This window comes from Phyllobacterium trifolii, assembly GCF_014192095.1.
GTDB classification, from domain to species: domain Bacteria; phylum Pseudomonadota; class Alphaproteobacteria; order Rhizobiales; family Rhizobiaceae; genus Phyllobacterium; species Phyllobacterium trifolii.
The window spans coordinates 135,112-150,254 of record NZ_JACHXN010000003.1; the positions used below are offsets into that span (position 1 = coordinate 135,112).

General features: G+C 56.8%; 15 protein-coding genes. 10 read left to right on the forward strand and 5 right to left on the reverse strand.

What is annotated here, in order from left to right; genetic code table 11:
* Window positions 1-30 precede the first annotated feature (30 nt).
* Window positions 31-408, reverse strand: a complete 378-nt coding sequence (locus tag FHS21_RS05655) for a hypothetical protein (RefSeq protein WP_112525788.1) — start codon at window positions 406-408, stop codon at window positions 31-33.
* A gap of 171 nt (window positions 409-579) precedes the next feature.
* On the opposite strand from FHS21_RS05655, the gene FHS21_RS05660 reads away from it, so the two are divergent.
* From FHS21_RS05660 to FHS21_RS05670, 3 genes are all read left to right on the forward strand, one after another.
* Window positions 580-1,572 carry an L-threonylcarbamoyladenylate synthase gene (locus FHS21_RS05660; protein ID WP_112525786.1) on the forward strand — a complete coding sequence of 331 codons (993 nt, stop codon included), beginning with the start codon at window positions 580-582 and terminating at the stop codon, window positions 1,570-1,572.
* Window positions 1,569-2,984 carry an FAD-binding oxidoreductase gene (locus FHS21_RS05665; protein WP_183661192.1) on the forward strand — a complete coding sequence of 472 codons (1,416 nt, stop codon included), beginning with the start codon at window positions 1,569-1,571 and terminating at the stop codon, window positions 2,982-2,984. Before FHS21_RS05660 ends, FHS21_RS05665 begins: the two co-directional genes overlap by 4 nt.
* Before the next feature lie 379 nt (window positions 2,985-3,363).
* Complete coding sequence (locus FHS21_RS05670; protein WP_112525782.1) at window positions 3,364-3,936, forward strand: DUF6101 family protein; 573 nt, start codon at window positions 3,364-3,366, stop codon at window positions 3,934-3,936.
* An 818-nt stretch (window positions 3,937-4,754) separates the two neighbouring features.
* Here the strand turns inward: FHS21_RS05670 and ubiA are convergent.
* Window positions 4,755-5,750, reverse strand: coding sequence for a 4-hydroxybenzoate octaprenyltransferase (gene ubiA, locus FHS21_RS05675; RefSeq protein ID WP_112527283.1), 996 nt, complete (start codon window positions 5,748-5,750; stop codon window positions 4,755-4,757).
* A 136-nt stretch (window positions 5,751-5,886) separates the two neighbouring features.
* On the opposite strand from ubiA, the gene purD reads away from it, so the two are divergent.
* Window positions 5,887-7,167: a phosphoribosylamine--glycine ligase gene (purD, locus tag FHS21_RS05680; protein ID WP_112551550.1), complete on the forward strand. Its 1,281-nt coding sequence runs from the start codon at window positions 5,887-5,889 to the stop codon at window positions 7,165-7,167.
* Here the strand turns inward: purD and FHS21_RS05685 are convergent.
* Complete coding sequence (locus FHS21_RS05685; RefSeq protein ID WP_246410846.1) at window positions 7,162-8,331, reverse strand: glycoside hydrolase family 25 protein; 1,170 nt, start codon at window positions 8,329-8,331, stop codon at window positions 7,162-7,164. The genes purD and FHS21_RS05685 overlap by 6 nt on opposite strands.
* A 245-nt stretch (window positions 8,332-8,576) precedes the next feature.
* Between FHS21_RS05685 and FHS21_RS05690 the strand changes: the two genes are divergently transcribed.
* Both FHS21_RS05690 and FHS21_RS05695 read left to right on the forward strand, forming a co-directional pair.
* On the forward strand, window positions 8,577-10,352 hold the full coding sequence (locus tag FHS21_RS05690) for an acyl-CoA dehydrogenase family protein (RefSeq protein ID WP_183661195.1): 1,776 nt from the start codon (window positions 8,577-8,579) through the stop codon (window positions 10,350-10,352).
* Window positions 10,353-10,360: 8 nt separating this feature from the next.
* The gene (locus FHS21_RS05695) at window positions 10,361-11,113 is read left to right on the forward strand and encodes a crotonase/enoyl-CoA hydratase family protein (RefSeq protein ID WP_112527289.1); all 753 of its coding nucleotides are present in this window, start codon (window positions 10,361-10,363) and stop codon (window positions 11,111-11,113) included.
* On the opposite strand, the gene pdxH is transcribed toward FHS21_RS05695, so the two are convergent.
* Window positions 11,110-11,721, reverse strand: a complete 612-nt coding sequence (gene pdxH / locus FHS21_RS05700; protein ID WP_112527291.1) for a pyridoxamine 5'-phosphate oxidase — start codon at window positions 11,719-11,721, stop codon at window positions 11,110-11,112. The two genes, FHS21_RS05695 and pdxH, sit on opposite strands and share 4 nt — an antisense overlap.
* Window positions 11,722-11,891: 170 nt before the next feature.
* Here pdxH and FHS21_RS05705 point away from each other — a divergent pair, with 170 nt between their 5' ends.
* The 4 genes from FHS21_RS05705 (at window position 11,892) to FHS21_RS05720 (ending at window position 14,809) form a co-directional block, all read left to right on the forward strand.
* Complete coding sequence (locus FHS21_RS05705; protein ID WP_112528041.1) at window positions 11,892-12,242, forward strand: RT0821/Lpp0805 family surface protein; 351 nt, start codon at window positions 11,892-11,894, stop codon at window positions 12,240-12,242.
* Window positions 12,243-12,367: 125 nt separating this feature from the next.
* Window positions 12,368-13,294: a DnaJ C-terminal domain-containing protein gene (locus tag FHS21_RS05710; RefSeq protein ID WP_112527293.1), complete on the forward strand. Its 927-nt coding sequence runs from the start codon at window positions 12,368-12,370 to the stop codon at window positions 13,292-13,294.
* 92 nt (window positions 13,295-13,386) lie between these two features.
* On the forward strand, window positions 13,387-14,205 hold the full coding sequence (gene fabI / locus FHS21_RS05715; protein WP_112527295.1) for an enoyl-ACP reductase FabI: 819 nt from the start codon (window positions 13,387-13,389) through the stop codon (window positions 14,203-14,205).
* 13 nt (window positions 14,206-14,218) lie between these two features.
* Entirely contained in the window at window positions 14,219-14,809 is a 591-nt protein-coding gene (locus FHS21_RS05720; RefSeq protein WP_112528042.1) for a histidine phosphatase family protein, read from the forward strand.
* On the opposite strand, the gene FHS21_RS05725 is transcribed toward FHS21_RS05720, so the two are convergent.
* Window positions 14,810-15,064 (reverse strand): DUF1344 domain-containing protein, encoded by a 255-nt coding sequence (locus FHS21_RS05725; RefSeq protein ID WP_112527297.1) that lies wholly within the window; start codon window positions 15,062-15,064, stop codon window positions 14,810-14,812.
* Window positions 15,065-15,143: the final 79 nt, after the last annotated feature.

Below are 15,143 nucleotides of genomic sequence, written 5' to 3' on the forward strand. Positions count from 1 at the left end.
AAGAAGATAGGCGCTGCTGTTAGCGCCCGTCTATTGCACGCCGGCGCGCAGCGGTGTTTCGCCAACATCGGCGATTACCTTTGCTGGAGCGGGCTGGCCGGGTTGCACAAGCGGCGCTGCATTGGCGGCCATCATCGAGTCGGATTGTGTACCATTGCCCTGCAGACGCGCCATATACTGGCGCGACCGTTCGCGCCGTTCAGCATAAGCTTTCAGCTTGGCTGCCTCTTTTGCCTTTTGCGCCAGGCAAGGCGAGCAGATCGGATTGCCGTTTGCATCGAAGCTGTCATAGCCGACATATGAGACGGAATTTGGCTTGGCCGACCCGCTGACTTCGTCGATCGAGCCAGCTTGGGCGGATACCGAGAATAGCGCAATGGTCGTTGCGGCAATGATTTGGCGAAGCATGGCAAACCCGTCCCTGTTCTTTTCTTGGCCGACTGTTAACAGCGATTTATTGCCAAGCCTTGTTCAGGATGGATTCAATTTTATGCATGATGTCATTCGGCGTGTTCATCAGCATATACTTGCAGCAAGTGTTCTCCATCGTGTAGGCAATGCTCGCGATCGGAGACAGCTTTGGCACTCATCCTTGCGGCAGACGAACCAGCAATCGAGACGGCAGCCTCCACGCTTGCCGAAGGCAAGCTCGTCGCTATTCCTACCGAAACCGTTTATGGGCTCGCGGCCGATGCCACCAATGGCGATGCGGTGGCCAGAATTTTCGAAGCGAAGGGCAGGCCGCATTTCAACCCTCTGATTTGTCATGTCTCCGATATCGCCATGGCGGAACGCTACGCCCTGATCGATCCTCTATCGCGGAGCTTGATCGATGCGTTCTGGCCCGGTCCGCTTACGCTGGTCCTTCCCCTGAAACAGGATGCCGGAATTCATCCCCTCGTGACGGCTGGATTGGACACCATAGCCCTGCGGATGCCGCGCGGGATTGCCGGAAAGATCATCGCGAAACTCGATGGGCCCCTCGCGGCTCCGAGCGCCAATACGTCCGGAAAGATCAGCGGCACGAGTGCTGAAGCCGTCGCCGACGATCTTGGTCAAAAGATTGCGCTCATCCTCGATGCCGGGCCATCGGAAGTCGGACTGGAATCGACGATCGTCAAAGTGCACGGGGATGCAGTTTTGTTGTTGCGTCCGGGCGGGCTTGCTGCCGAAGACATAGAGGCCGTTATCGGCCGCAAGCTGGAACGCCTGGATCAGCGTGCCGCCATTCAGGCGCCGGGCATGATGACGTCGCATTATGCGCCGTCGGCGAGCGTCCGGCTCAATGTGCATGAGGTGCGGGAAGGGGAGTGCCTGCTTGCTTTCGGTCCGGTGCGTGCCATGGACGTGGAACTTGCTTCGGCCAGCCTCAACCTCAGCGAGACCGGTAATTTGCGCGAGGCCGCTGCCAACCTTTTCGACTTCATGAAACGCCTAGACAGCCTCGGCGGCACGGTGATCGCTGTTGAGCCTATTCCCTTTAACGGACTGGGCGAAGCCATCAATGACCGGCTCGTGCGTGCTGCCGCGCCCCGCTCGCTTTCGACTGACGAGATGGAACAGATAAAATGACCCTGACACTGGAATTGATCGAACGCTTTACGGCGATTGTCGGTGAGAAATATGCGCTGCGCGATAAACAGGACGTTGAACCTTATCTCGTGGAGCCACGCGACAAGTTCGGTGGCAAGACATCGTTGGTGTTACGTCCGGCGCAGGTTGAAGAAGTTTCGGCCATTCTCAAACTGGCAACTGAAACCGGCACGGCCATTATTCCCCAAGGCGGCAATACGGGCCTTGTGGGGGGGCAGGTACCTGATGAAAGCGGCAACCAGATCATCCTGTCGCTATCCCGGTTAAACGCAATTCGTTCCATCGACACATCGGGCAACCTTGCCATCATCGAGGCCGGCGTCGTCTTGCAAAAGTTGCAGGAAGCGGCCGAACAGGCTGGCCGCTTATTTCCCCTATCACTCGGCTCGGAGGGCTCGTGCCAGATTGGCGGCAATCTCTCGTCCAATGCTGGTGGAACCGCTGTACTGGCCTACGGAAACACGCGCGAACTCTGTCTTGGGGTGGAGGTTGTGCTTCCCACGGGCGAAATCCTGAACGATCTTCGAACCGTCAAGAAAGACAATACCGGCTATGATCTGAAAGATCTTTTTATCGGCGCGGAAGGTACACTCGGCGTGATCACCGCCGCGGTCATGAAGCTTTTTCCGCTGCCGAAGGGCAAGGGCGTCGCCTATGCAGGCCTTGCCAGTCCGGGTGATGCATTGAAGCTTTTGAGCCTCGCACAGACCCATGCGGGGTCGTCCTTGACTGGCTTCGAACTGATGCCACGTATCGGCGTGGAGTTTTCAGTCGCCCATACCGATGGCGTGCGCGACCCGCTGCAACAGCCGCACAACTGGTATGTGCTGATCGATATTTCCTCGTCGCGTTCGGTTGAGGACGCTCGCGAGACCATCGAAACCATTTTGACCGAGGCGTTCGAAGCCGGTCTCGTCGAAGACGCAACGATTGCGGAAAGTACGGCGCAGGAGAAATCATTCTGGCACATGCGGGAGGCTATGTCCGACGCCCAAAAGCCGGAAGGCGGCTCAATCAAGCATGATATTTCCGTTCCGGTTGCTCGTATTCCTGACTTCATCGCCGAGGCTGACGCCGCCGTTCTCGATCTCATCCCGGGCGCACGCATCGTTTCCTTCGGCCACATGGGTGATGGCAACTTGCACTATAATATTTCCCAGCCGGTAGGCGCCGACAAGCAGGCGTTTCTCGATCGGTGGGTCGAAGTCAACAAGCGCGTCCACGATATCGTCCGTGCCTATGGAGGTTCGATCTCCGCAGAGCACGGCATTGGCCAGTTGAAGCGCAAGGAGCTTGCCGAGACGAAATCCCCGGTAGCGCTCGATCTCATGCGCCGGATCAAGAAATCCTTCGATCCGGCGGGTATCATGAACCCCGGAAAAGTCATTTAGGACTGCAGCGAGCTTGCATGTCTATTGTGCGTGGTTCGACGGGGCTCACCATGAGGGGACTTGGTGGCCTGTAGGGATAATCACTACCATTGCAGAATGTGGCTCCCTGCAATCAATCCATCTCCCTCATGGTGAGCCCCGTCGAACCACGCACGATCTTCGTGCAAACCAATTGTTCACGGCTGTTACCAAAACCTTGGTGCTGGTTGGGTTTCGATAACCATTCCACCTAATCAGAAAGAGTTAACCCCGTTCGTTAAGCGGGATTGGGAGAGTTGGCGCCTATTGTTGCCCTAACGAGACCGGAAAATGGTCCGCACTACAGGGAAATACAGGGAAGACCGGAAAACCGGCTCTCAGGATTGACAGAAGGCGTCACATGAAGAAAACCGGAGCCAAGCCGGTTTGGGCAGGTCGGGAATTCCGGCTTGACCCATTCCATCTGCCACAGACGGTCACCTACGCCACGCGCGACGACCGTGACGATATCACTTTCACGCTGCACGAACGCGGCGCGGTGGTGAAGCGGCTGCTGCCGGCAAGTCATCTGCCCGTTTCGCTCGCCTTACCCGCCTGCGCCTTTCTTGGCGTCACAGCGCGCGCAGCCGAAGACGACATTGGGGATATCACGGTAACTCTGGAACTTATGCACACGGACCCGCATCTCTCTGTGCCGTTGCTGGTTGCGCATGATCTCAACGATATCGCTGCGGATTGGCGTGCCTGGTCGGCCCTGTTCAAACTGCCGATGATGCTGGTCGAGGAAGACGGTGTCGCACGGCAGCTGGAACAGAGCATCGGGCCGGTTGCTGTTGCAGCGCCAAAAGAGCGCCGTCAGGGCCGCGAGCCGCGCCGTCGTCGTCCGCGCTTTCTTGCCCGTCGCAAGATGGGTGATCTTGGCCTGCGGCTCGTGATTGGTGGCGAGGAGATCATCGCTCAGGGCGGGAAGTAACCGACTGAAAAGCGCCTAGGTGGGGATAAGTTTGGGTATAAATTTAAAATACCCCTCCCTGTTGCGCAGCCTCTTCCGGGGCGAGCCACTGGTCTCGCCCGCCTTCGGCCCCCACAAGGGGGAGGGTAAGAGATACTTTGCTGTCGGTGCTGATGCCGGATGGCAGTGCTGCTGTGCGTGGTTCGACAAGCTCACCATGAGGGAGGTGGGTTGATTGCAGGGAGCCAGAAACAGCAACGTTGATGCCTGTCGCGACGTGGCCGGTTATCGTGCAGCCCACCCAATTCCCTCATGGTGAGCTTGTCGAACCACGCACAGCAGCATTGCCATCGGCAAATCAGCAGCCTCGGACGAAATAATCGTGGCCATTTATCCAACACCTCCAAACCTCGGTTATTCTATCCCCGTCCTTTCCATGGGGAGCTGCTTCCGGAGCCGTTCGAAAGTGGGGAAGGACGGCGTGTCAGCAGGCGGGCAACGGACCCAAGCGCTGGCCGACCTGTTCGTCTTCGGAGGTCAGCCTGCGCATTTTAGGCAGATATTGCCTCTGTTGTTGACGCCAACGCCAATCGTGCGGACACTGCACCGACGGCGACGATGGGCCCGGACTCCAGGCGTTCATCCACTCGCCCCGCGGAACAAGCAGAAGCTGGTCGGCAGGGGGAAAACGTTAGCGGGCGGTCTTCGGATCGCACTACTTATCTACCAAGACGCGCTTCGACGACCGCCCGTCTTCCCACAATGCAAACAATGGCCAGACGCAAAAGCGGGCGTGGCAAGGGGGAAGCACACCCGGGTCTTTGAAATCATAATGAAGCTCAGAACAGCGGTTTCACCACCGTCCACAACCCACCGAACACGAGGCCGAGAAAGATCAGCCAGCCAACCACGGTATTCGACTTGAACAGCCTCAGGCATTCGTTCGGATTATCGATGTCGAGTGTCATGATCTGGCGATACATATGCGCGCCCGCAGCCAGCAGTCCGGCAACCGCGGGCATCGGAACCTCCGCCACGGCAAAGGCTCCAAGAAAGAGGGCCAATGCGCCGCCATAAAGCACGATCAGCGCTTCTCGCGTGCGGCTACCGAACAGTCTGGCGGTTGAATGCACGCCAACCAGCGCGTCATCTTCCTTGTCCTGGTGGGCGTAGATCGTGTCATAGCCGATGACCCAAAGGATCGATCCGGCATAAAGCAGGACAGCTGGCCAGTCGAGCGAACCAAAGTGCGCGGACCATCCCACAAGCGCCCCCCAGGAAAAGGCAAGTCCCAGAACAAGTTGTGGCCAGTTGGTTATTCGTTTCATGAAAGGATAGATCGCGACGATAACCAATGATCCGATGGCAAGGACTACCGTGAACAGGTTGAACTGCACCACGACTGCCAACCCCACAAACGCCTGAAGAACGAGAAAAATCTTGGCCTGTCTGCGGGTCACCTGACCCGACGGAAGCGGCCGCGAACGCGTTCGTGCAACCTTGTTGTCGATATCTTCGTCGGCGAGGTCATTATAGGTGCACCCTGCACCCCGCATGGCGATAGCGCCAATCAGAAAGAGCACCAAATGATAGGGTGAAGGCAGCACCGACCAGAGCGGAGCGCCGACCTTTGCACCCGCAGCTGCCGCGAGGGCCGTCGCCCACCAGCACGGCCATAGCAGGAGCCACCAACCGATTGGCCGGTCCCAACGTGCCAGCTGCGCATAGGGCCAAAGCCAGTTCGGCAATGTCCGGTAGACCCAATGACCTGACGGTGCATCGAAAACCCTGCCGCGGGCCTGGGTAGACTGGATGATGTCTTTTTCTGAAGTCATGCTTTGACCTTGCAGCGCTGGGCAATACAGTCAAGCGGTTTAGGCAGTTTTTCAGGGCAAATCCATGGTGCGCGCTTGACCCTGAGAGCATCACACCATACCGAGACGACAGTTTTCAAAGCGGAGCTCAAATTCGATGAACGTCTTGCTGATAGGTTCGGGTGGCCGCGAACACGCCTTGGCCTGGAAGATCGCCGCCTCGCCGGTGTTGTCGAAGCTCTATTGCGCGCCCGGTAATCCAGGCATTGCAAGCGTTGCGGAATGCGTTGCACTCGATCCGGCAGACCACGATGCCATTATTGCCTTCTGCCAGAAAAGGTCGATCGATTTCGTTGTCGTGGGCCCGGAGGCCCCTTTGGTCGCCGGTATCGCCGACGATCTTCGCGCCGCCGGGATTTCGGTATTCGGTCCTTCAAAGGCTGCCGCACGTCTCGAAGGTTCGAAAGGCTTCACCAAGGACCTTTGCGCCCAGTTCGATATTCCTACCGGCAGGTATCAGCGTTTCACTCAGGCTGATGCAGCCAAGGCCTATATCCGGCAGGAAGGCGTGCCGATCGTGGTCAAAGCCGACGGGCTCGCGGCGGGCAAGGGCGTGGTCGTCGCGTTCGAACTTCAGGAAGCGCTCGATGCTGTGGATGCCTGCTTCGAAGGTGCATTCGGCGGAGCTGGTGCCGAAGTCGTCGTGGAGGAATATCTCGAGGGCGAAGAGGCCAGTTTCTTTTGCCTGTGCGATGGCAAGACAGCGCTCCCCTTCGGCACCGCCCAGGACCACAAGCGTGTCGGCGATGGGGATACAGGTGCCAACACTGGCGGCATGGGGGCCTATTCGCCAGCCCCGGTGATGACGCAGGCGATCATCGACCTCACCATGCGTGATCTGATCGAACCGACGATGCGCGGTATGGCCGAGATCGGCGCGCCCTTCAGCGGTGTATTGTTTGCTGGCCTGATGATCACCAGCGCCGGACCGAAACTGATTGAATACAACACGCGGTTTGGCGATCCGGAGACACAGGTGCTGATGTTGCGCCTGAAGGATGATCTGTTGCTGCTGCTGAAGGCCGCGGCTGACGGCGCGCTCGATCAGATGTCCGTTCGCTGGAATGACGATCCGGCGCTGACCGTGGTCATGGCCGCCAAAGGCTACCCGGCGGCACCGGAAAAAGGCAGCGTAATCAGAGGCGTTGACGCCGCCGGCGATGATGAAAACGTCGAGATTTTCCACGCGGGAACTGCGGACAGGAATGGTGAATTGATCGCCAATGGCGGCCGGGTTCTAAACGTCACGGCAAGCGGCAAGACGGTTCAGGAAGCGCAGAAGGCAGCCTATGCCGCAATTGCGAAGATCGATTGGCCGGAGGGTTTTTACCGCCATGATATTGGCTGGCGCGCCATCGAACGTGAAAAGGCGCTATAGGAAAGGCGTCAAGGCGGGGTAACGGATCCGATCGGGCGCATCTGCTGCCATGTTGGTTTTCTTCAAACATGCGGTCGTGATCCCGAAGGGGATGGTCTCATAGAAGTGATCGAGCTGACGCGAGACCGATTGGCTGAGTGCGAGAGACAGCGCGTCGACAGTGAGGGTCCTGGCCCTTAGTCGGCCCGAAGGCTGCTCCGCCACCGAAGCCGTTATTGTGCTGTCTACCGCCCCCTTGGCTGGAGGGAGCAAAGGTTCGGTCGAAGCGACCAGTACGGGTTGTTGATATGCTGGCTTGTCACGAGGCGTTGGCAGATTATCCGGCGGGATAGCGTCGACCAGACCACCGAAGGGCCACGTCCTTTTCAGTTCGGTCACCGTCATATCGGCGATGTTGACGTCGATGTCCCGGCTGGTCCCGGGCGGGCGATAGGGGCAGCGGCGCTCGGTGCAATTGTTCTGCGATGTGAACTGCCAAAGCGCATAATCCTGCCAGTTGCCCTTGGGAAAATGCGGAGCGATGTCCGATTGATAACGCGCGTACCAAAGCGGCAAGCGTGACAGGATGGGCAACTCGAGCCGATGATCAGCGATATATCGCGCGGTTATGCCGTTCGTGTACAGAACCGGATAACGTCCGGTGCGGAACTTGATATGTTCGGCAAAAATCTGTGCATCCTGCAATGACATGAACTTGTCAGGGTCGTTGTCTTCGATGTCGATCGCCATCAACTCATCGTCAGCCGGATCGGTGTAATCGACGAAATGATTGGCTTGCTCGATCGGATTGCCGGGACGGCCGAGATGATAGGCTCCCCATTTGAGCCCGAGTGCTTTGGCGAGCTGGCGGCGCGTCTGGTATAGCTCGCGTGACACGGAATAATTGCGCCATATGCGCTTGCACAATTCCTGTTGCATCGTATCGACGATACGGTTGCAATGGTAGTTGGCCGGCATGCCATCGGAGCCTTTGTGGATGAAGGCGGCAACGCGCGGGTCCTTGGCGATTTCCATAAGGTTGAAAGAGTTGTGTTCGTACCCGTCGAGTATGATCGCGCGTTCTTTGTTTGCCCAAGGCGAGCGGAACTCCGACTCCGCATGGACGAGGCCGCCAGACATGAGGGCGGCAACGAACATGGCAAAAGCACGTACGCGGATTGTCAAATGGTGGTTCCCTCGCACCTCGCGAACAAGTCTCTCAATCTGATAGTACCGAATGATGGTCACCGCATCGCGGTTAATAAACAGTTAGCCACCGTTAATTGCGCACTGAATGGCCATCCGGAACGGGATTTCGAAGTCACTATCGCAATATCTTACGTTTACGTAAAAATAAGCTTGCCTCGAGCCCGCGCGAAGTTGCAATGTGCGGTCCGCAACGAGCATCACCTGATGAGGAGACATGATCGATGTACCGCGCGCCCGTCGATGAAATCGCCCATACTCTGAAGACAATCGCCGGACTCGACGAAGTCATCGCGCAAGGGCGTTTCGGTGATCTTTCGGATGATCTGGTAGACGCCATTCTTGAAGAAGCGGGCAAATTTGCATCTACCCGTGTGGCACCGCTGCTTGAGATTGGTGACAAGCATGGTACTCCGCTCAAAGATGCAGAAGTTACCATGCCGCCGGGTTGGAAAGACGTTTACGGGGAATGGATTGCGGGCGGCTGGAACGCCTTGACCGGCAAGCATGAGTTTGGCGGGCAGGGCTTGCCAATGATGCTCGCCATCGCGACATTTGAAATGTGGAATTCCGGGTCGATGGCCTTCGGCATAGGACCTACATTGACACTCGGCGCCATCGAAGCGCTTGAAGCGCATGCTACCGACGAGTTGAAGCGCACCTATTTGCCAAAGCTCATATCCGGCGAGTGGATGGGAACGATGAACCTCACCGAGCCGCAGGCTGGTTCCGACGTTGGCGCCCTGCGCACCAGAGCCGAACGTGTCGATGATGGTACCTATCGCATTTTCGGCACGAAGATATTCATCACTTACGGCGAGCACGACCTCACAGAAAATATCATTCATATGGTTCTGGCACGCCTGCCCGATGCGCCGGCTGGCACCAAAGGTATTTCATTGTTTCTCGTGCCAAAGTTTCTGATCAACGAGGACGGGTCGCTTGGCCCACGCAATGACGTCTTTTGTGGTGGCATGGAGCACAAGATGGGCATTTACGGCTCTCCCACTTGCACGATGATCTACGGCGATGGTTTCGCCAAGGATAAGGAACCAGGCGCCATTGGCTGGCTTATCGGCGAGGAAAATCGGGGGCTTGCCTGCATGTTTACCATGATGAACAATGCGCGCCTCGCAGTCGGCATTCAGGGTGTCGCCGTGGCGGAGGCCGCCTACCAGAAGGCATTGGGCTATGCGCAAGAACGCCGTCAGATGCGCGCGCCGGGCTGGACGGGCGAGGGTATGAGCCCGATCATCGAACACCCAGATGTGCAGCGTAACCTGTTGACGATGAAGGGTTTAACGGGGGCTGCACGGTCCATTGCTTATGCCTGCGCCCACGCGATCGACATGGCAAAAACAGCATCGGAAGACGATGCCCGGCACTGGGCAGACCGTGCAAATTTGTTGACGCCGGTCGCCAAGGCATTTTCCACCGATATAGGCGTCGATGTGGCGTCGATCGGCATCCAGGTCCATGGCGGCATGGGTTATATTGAAGAGACTGGCGCTGCACAGTTCCTGCGGGATGCACGCATTGCACCCATCTACGAAGGCACCAACGGCATCCAGGCCATTGATCTCGTCCAGCGTAAATTGCAGTTGGGCGAGGGTGAGCATATCAGAACCTATATCGCTGAACTCCGCGCCGTAGTAGAGGCCGTAGCGGCATCGAACAGTGTAGATTTCGGACAGACAGGGCAACGTCTGCTGGCGGGTCTGGATGATCTGGAGGCGGCAAGCCTTTGGCTGCAGCAGGCGCTGGCCAACGGTGAGATCAGCGCGGCTTTCGCCGGAGCGACACCTTATCTGCGGCTTTTCGGTCTCGCCGCTGGAGCGACTTACCTCGCAAAAGGCGCACTGGGCAGCGAGCATGCTGGACGGACGGCGTTGGCGCGATTCTTTGCTGAAAACCTACTATTTGAAACCAGCACCCTAAAAGACCGCGTCATTCATGGTGCGGCCAGTCTACTCGACGGGCGTTCTGCCCTCGCTTCATGAGGAAATCCATGTCAGACCATATTCAAATCGAGCGCCATGGCGCTGTCCAGATTATCCGCATGAACCGGCCGGACAAGAAGAACGCACTTACCCGCGCAATGTATACGACGATGACCAAGGCGATCGTCGAGGGCGATGCCGACGCCTCGATTGGCGCACACGTGTTCTTTGGCGTGCCAGGAGCCTTTTCGTCCGGCAATGACCTGCAGGACTTCATGGCCTTTGCCACCACCGGCAATATGGGCAGCGAAGTTATTGATTTTCTGATTGCGCTGGTCAACGCTAAGAAGCCGCTTCTCGCAGGCGTGGACGGCCTTGCGATTGGCGTCGGCACCACGATTCATTTCCATTGCGATCTGACGTTCGCTACGCCGCAATCCTATTTCAAGACACCCTTTGTCGATCTCGGACTGGTACCAGAAGCGGGATCCAGTTTGCTGGGTCCGGCGTTGATGGGCCACCAAAGGGCTTTTGCTTTCCTGGCCATGGGCGAAGGATTGCACGCGGTTGAGGCCAAAGAGGCGGGGCTGGTCTACAAACTTGTTGACACTGAGGAACTGGAAAGCACTGTCTTGAATGTGGCGACCGAGATTGCGGCCAAGCCGCCGGAAGCCATGCAGATTTCACGCGATCTTCTGCGGATGCCGCGGGAGGACGTCGTCGAGCGTATCAAACTGGAGGCAAAATTTTTCGCCGAGCGCCTCCAGTCCGAGGAGGCGCGAGGCGCGTTGATGGCCTTTCTCACGCGAAAGAAAGGCTAAGGATAGAGCCTTGTCTTGCCCCAGTCGCCTTCCGGCATAAGACGGCTGAAGACCACCCGGTCATGCAAGCGAAACGGCCGGTCATGCCAGAACTCGATGGACGTTGGCCGAATACGAAACCCTGACCAATAGTCCGGTCGCGGAATTTCACCGATAGCGTAACGAGCGGTGTATTCGGCGACGGCCTTTTCGAGCGCAAACCGGCTTTCGAGGGGGCGAGATTGTTTTGATGCCCAGGCGCCGATACGGCTTCCGCGGGGGCGCGTTGCATAGTAGGCATCGGCCTCTTCTCTGCTGACGATCTCGACCGGACCGCGGATGCGGACTTGACGGCGGAGCGATTTCCAGTGAAAGCACATTGCCGCTTTCATGGACCCCAAGATTTCCTGGCCCTTCTGACTATCGAAATTTGTATAGAAAACAAAGCCTTGGCTATCGAATCCCTTGAGGAGTACCATGCGAACATCTGGCAATCCTTCATTGTCCACTGTTGCCAGCGCTACAGCATTGGGGTCATTGGGCTCGGTGTTACCTGCCTCCGCCAACCATTCATCGAAAAGCGCGAACGGCTCGGAATTCTCCGTGAAGTCATCTGTTGTTAACTTCATTTAATCCATAGTCCCATAGTCATTTCGGATTGACCTTGTTAAAGAGAGATATGTGTTTGGCGTTTCTACGATCTGATAGCAAGAAATTTGGTGCAAAAAAACAGCATTGGCACGGGCCTTATCCGGGCTTTGCCGTTGGTGTTGCCCTTTGCTTGTTGTCGGGCTGCGCCATGAAGGATTTCAGCATCGAGAAAGCGGCTCCAGACCAGGCAACAGTAACAGGGTCGGTCGCTCCTGCACAACCTGTCGACGCCAAGGGCTCGTCAGATCAATTGACAGTGCGCAACATCGTCTCGGCGCTGAATTTCACCCAATGGGGCAACAAGCCGGTTCCTTGGTCTAATCCCGAGACGGGCAGCCAAGGTACAATAACGACCATTGCTGAAAAGAAAGACGACGCCGGTCTTTGCCGCGAGTTCCAGACTTCGCGCGAGTCATTTGACGGGGTCATGATTTACAAGGGCGAGACCTGCATGCAAAATGGCGGGCAGTGGACGTTGAAATCTTTCGCGCCTATGTAGCAGATGAAGAATCTGGGCCAGTTTTCACTTTTTTCGTTTCAAATCTCTGGAATTTCTTCCTATTCGTGAGCATATAGCAGCGGAATCCCAAGACATCTCGCTCCGTTGCGAAGAAAGGCAGACACATGCGCGATCCCTATAGCGTGTTGGGCGTCGCCAAGACGGCGAAGCCCGAGGAAATTAAATCGGCGTTTCGCAAACTCGCCAAGAAATATCATCCTGACCAGAATCAGGATGACCCAAAGGCGCAGGCAAATTTCTCCGAAATCAATCAGGCATACGAAATCGTTGGTGACAAAGAACGTCGCGGCCAGTTTGACCGGGGGGAGATCGATGCCGAAGGCAAGCAGCGCGCACCGCAAGGGTTTGAAGGTTACTCGAGCGCCGGTGGCGGCGACCCGTTTGCGGGTTTTGGTGGCGGGCGCCGTCCGGGCAATTTCGAGTTCCGGAGCGGCGGGACATCTGGCCTAGGTGCCGAAGACATATTGAGCAGTCTGTTTGGCGAGACCGGCGGCATGGGCGGCTTTGGCGGGGCCACGCGTCGCGCCGGGCCACGCAAAGGTGCCGACCTACAGGCAACTATAGATATCAGCCTTGAGCAGGCAGCGGGCGCCGAAAAGGTTGAAGCAATATTTCCCAACGGCAAAAGGCTGGCGATCAAACTGCCCGCACAGGTGGAAAACGGTCAAACGATTCGCTTGAAAGGACAGGGAGAAGCTGTTCCTGGAGGCACCGCTGGTGATGCTTTAGTCACAGTGCGGTTCAAACCGCATCCGAAATTTCGGGTCGAGGGAAGAGACCTTCATGTCGAACTTCCGGTTTCGTTGAGCGACGCTGCCCTCGGTTCGCGCCAGGAAGTCGAAACCCTCAACGGCCGCGTAGCGGTCAAAGTCGCGCCGTGGACCAGTTCCGATAGGGTTTTACGGCTGAAAGGCAAGGGTTTGCCAAAGAAGCCAGATGGCCATGGCGATCTGTTCACTCACGTCCGCATTATGTTGCCGGAACATGGGGATCCAGCTTTGGAAGCCTTTTTACGCGATTCCAGTCATTGAAAATCCAAAACCAGATTAGATACCGCGCTTGAAGCCCGGCGCGGGCTGTGCGATACCCCACATCAATCATAAGTCTCATGAAGGGTTGGTATATGACCGCCAAAACTGGTTTGATGCAGGGTAAACGCGGCCTTATAATGGGTGTCGCCAACAATCGGTCGATTGCCTGGGGCATTGCCAAGGCAGCGCACGACGCAGGTGCCGAACTTGCATTTACCTATCAGGGCGATGCTTTGAAAAAGCGCGTTGAGCCGCTCGCACAGGAGCTCGGCGCTTTTTTATGCGGACATTGCGATGTTTCCGATGCGTCTACCATCGACGCCTGCTTTGCTGCGCTCGAGCAGCACTGGGGCAAGATCGATTTCCTGGTGCACGCAATCGGGTTCTCCGACAAGGACGAACTCACCGGTCGCTACGTGGACACATCGGAAGCCAATTTCACAAAGACGATGCTGATTTCCGTCTTTTCGCTAACGGCGGTTGCCAAGCGGGCGGAAAAGCTGATGATAGATGGCGGCTCCATCTTGACGCTGACCTATTACGGTGCAGAAAAGGTCATGCCGAATTATAATGTCATGGGCGTTGCCAAGGCAGCACTTGAGGCGAGCGTCAAATATCTGGCTGTCGATCTCGGCCCGGACAATATTCGCGTCAACGCGATTTCCGCAGGCCCGATCAAAACCCTTGCTGCTTCTGGCATCGGTGATTTCCGCTACATCCTGAAGTGGAACGAGTACAACGCGCCACTGCGACGCACTGTGACGATCGAGGAAGTCGGCGATGCGGGTCTCTATTTCCTTTCTGACTTGTCGCGCTCCGTCACGGGCGAGATCCATCACGCTGATAGCGGTTATCATGTCGTAGGAATGAAAGCAGTCGACGCACCGGATATCTCTGTCGTCAAGGATTGAAATTCAAGTGATTCTGCCTGGCTCGGTGATCTACTTTTCGCGTCATGGCGAGACGGATTGGAACGTCGCCGAACGAATCCAGGGTCAAGCAGATGTCGATATGAATGCGCGTGGCCGGGCCCAGGCCGATCGCAATGGTGATCTGCTGAAATCATTGATCGGCGATGGGGCGGGCTTCGATTTCGTTGCCAGCCCTTTGCGGCGCACGCGCGATACAATGGAGCGAATCCGGACCCGCATGGGTCTCGATCCTAAGAACTATCGTACCGATCCACGCCTGATGGAAGTGAGTTTCGGAGATTGGCAGGGCTTCATGATTGAAGACATTGCAGCCAAGACGCCGGAACTTGTGGAAGAACGGGGGCGGGACAAGTGGAATTTCGTCCCACCGGGGGACACCGCCGAGAGCTATGCGACATTGAGTGTTCGTGTTGCTAGTTGGTTAGCCGAGGCAAAGGGACCCACCGTATGCGTAACCCATGGCGGTTGCCTGAGAACGATATTCCGTATGGTCGAGAAACTGGACGGCCACGATGCTGCCAATCTTCTTATCACACAGGATCAGCTTCTGCGCCTGGAGGATGGTCACCTTACCTGGCTGTAGCTATTCAGTGGTTTCTTCGATGTCGGTGATGAAGCGTTCCTTGTTGACCACGTCGAACATCAACGTAACCTTCATACCCTGCTCGATAACGCTCAGGTCAAATTCGCCGGGCAATTTATAGACTTTGCCATCGTCGAGGGTAATAGTCGAATTGTCTTCATCGATCTTGGTGATTGTACCTTGCGCATCGTCCGCAAGAGCGCCGACCGGAAGCAGGGAGGCGATGAACATGAACGTTGCTACGATGAAGCGCATTTGAATTCCCCTATTATCAAATCTGTATGCCGGTCAATGACGCAAGTTAGAGCTTCCATTTGTGGCAAAACAATTGCTT

Bases quoted from the DNA above. Each gene is read 5' to 3' on its own strand.
- FHS21_RS05655 (WP_112525788.1), bottom strand. From the start codon at position 408: ATGCTTCGCCAAATCATTGCCGCAACGACCATTGCGCTATTCTCGGTA.
- FHS21_RS05665 (WP_183661192.1), top strand. From the start codon at position 1,569: ATGACCCTGACACTGGAATTGATCGAACGCTTTACGGCGATTGTCGGT.
- FHS21_RS05670 (WP_112525782.1), top strand. From the start codon at position 3,364: ATGAAGAAAACCGGAGCCAAGCCGGTTTGGGCAGGTCGGGAATTCCGG.
- ubiA (WP_112527283.1), bottom strand. From the start codon at position 5,750: ATGACTTCAGAAAAAGACATCATCCAGTCTACCCAGGCCCGCGGCAGG.
- purD (WP_112551550.1), top strand. From the start codon at position 5,887: ATGAACGTCTTGCTGATAGGTTCGGGTGGCCGCGAACACGCCTTGGCC.
- FHS21_RS05690 (WP_183661195.1), top strand. From the start codon at position 8,577: ATGTACCGCGCGCCCGTCGATGAAATCGCCCATACTCTGAAGACAATC.
- FHS21_RS05695 (WP_112527289.1), top strand. From the start codon at position 10,361: ATGTCAGACCATATTCAAATCGAGCGCCATGGCGCTGTCCAGATTATC.
- pdxH (WP_112527291.1), bottom strand. From the start codon at position 11,721: ATGAAGTTAACAACAGATGACTTCACGGAGAATTCCGAGCCGTTCGCG.
- FHS21_RS05705 (WP_112528041.1), top strand. From the start codon at position 11,892: ATGAAGGATTTCAGCATCGAGAAAGCGGCTCCAGACCAGGCAACAGTA.
- FHS21_RS05710 (WP_112527293.1), top strand. From the start codon at position 12,368: ATGCGCGATCCCTATAGCGTGTTGGGCGTCGCCAAGACGGCGAAGCCC.
- fabI (WP_112527295.1), top strand. From the start codon at position 13,387: ATGACCGCCAAAACTGGTTTGATGCAGGGTAAACGCGGCCTTATAATG.
- FHS21_RS05725 (WP_112527297.1), bottom strand. From the start codon at position 15,064: ATGCGCTTCATCGTAGCAACGTTCATGTTCATCGCCTCCCTGCTTCCG.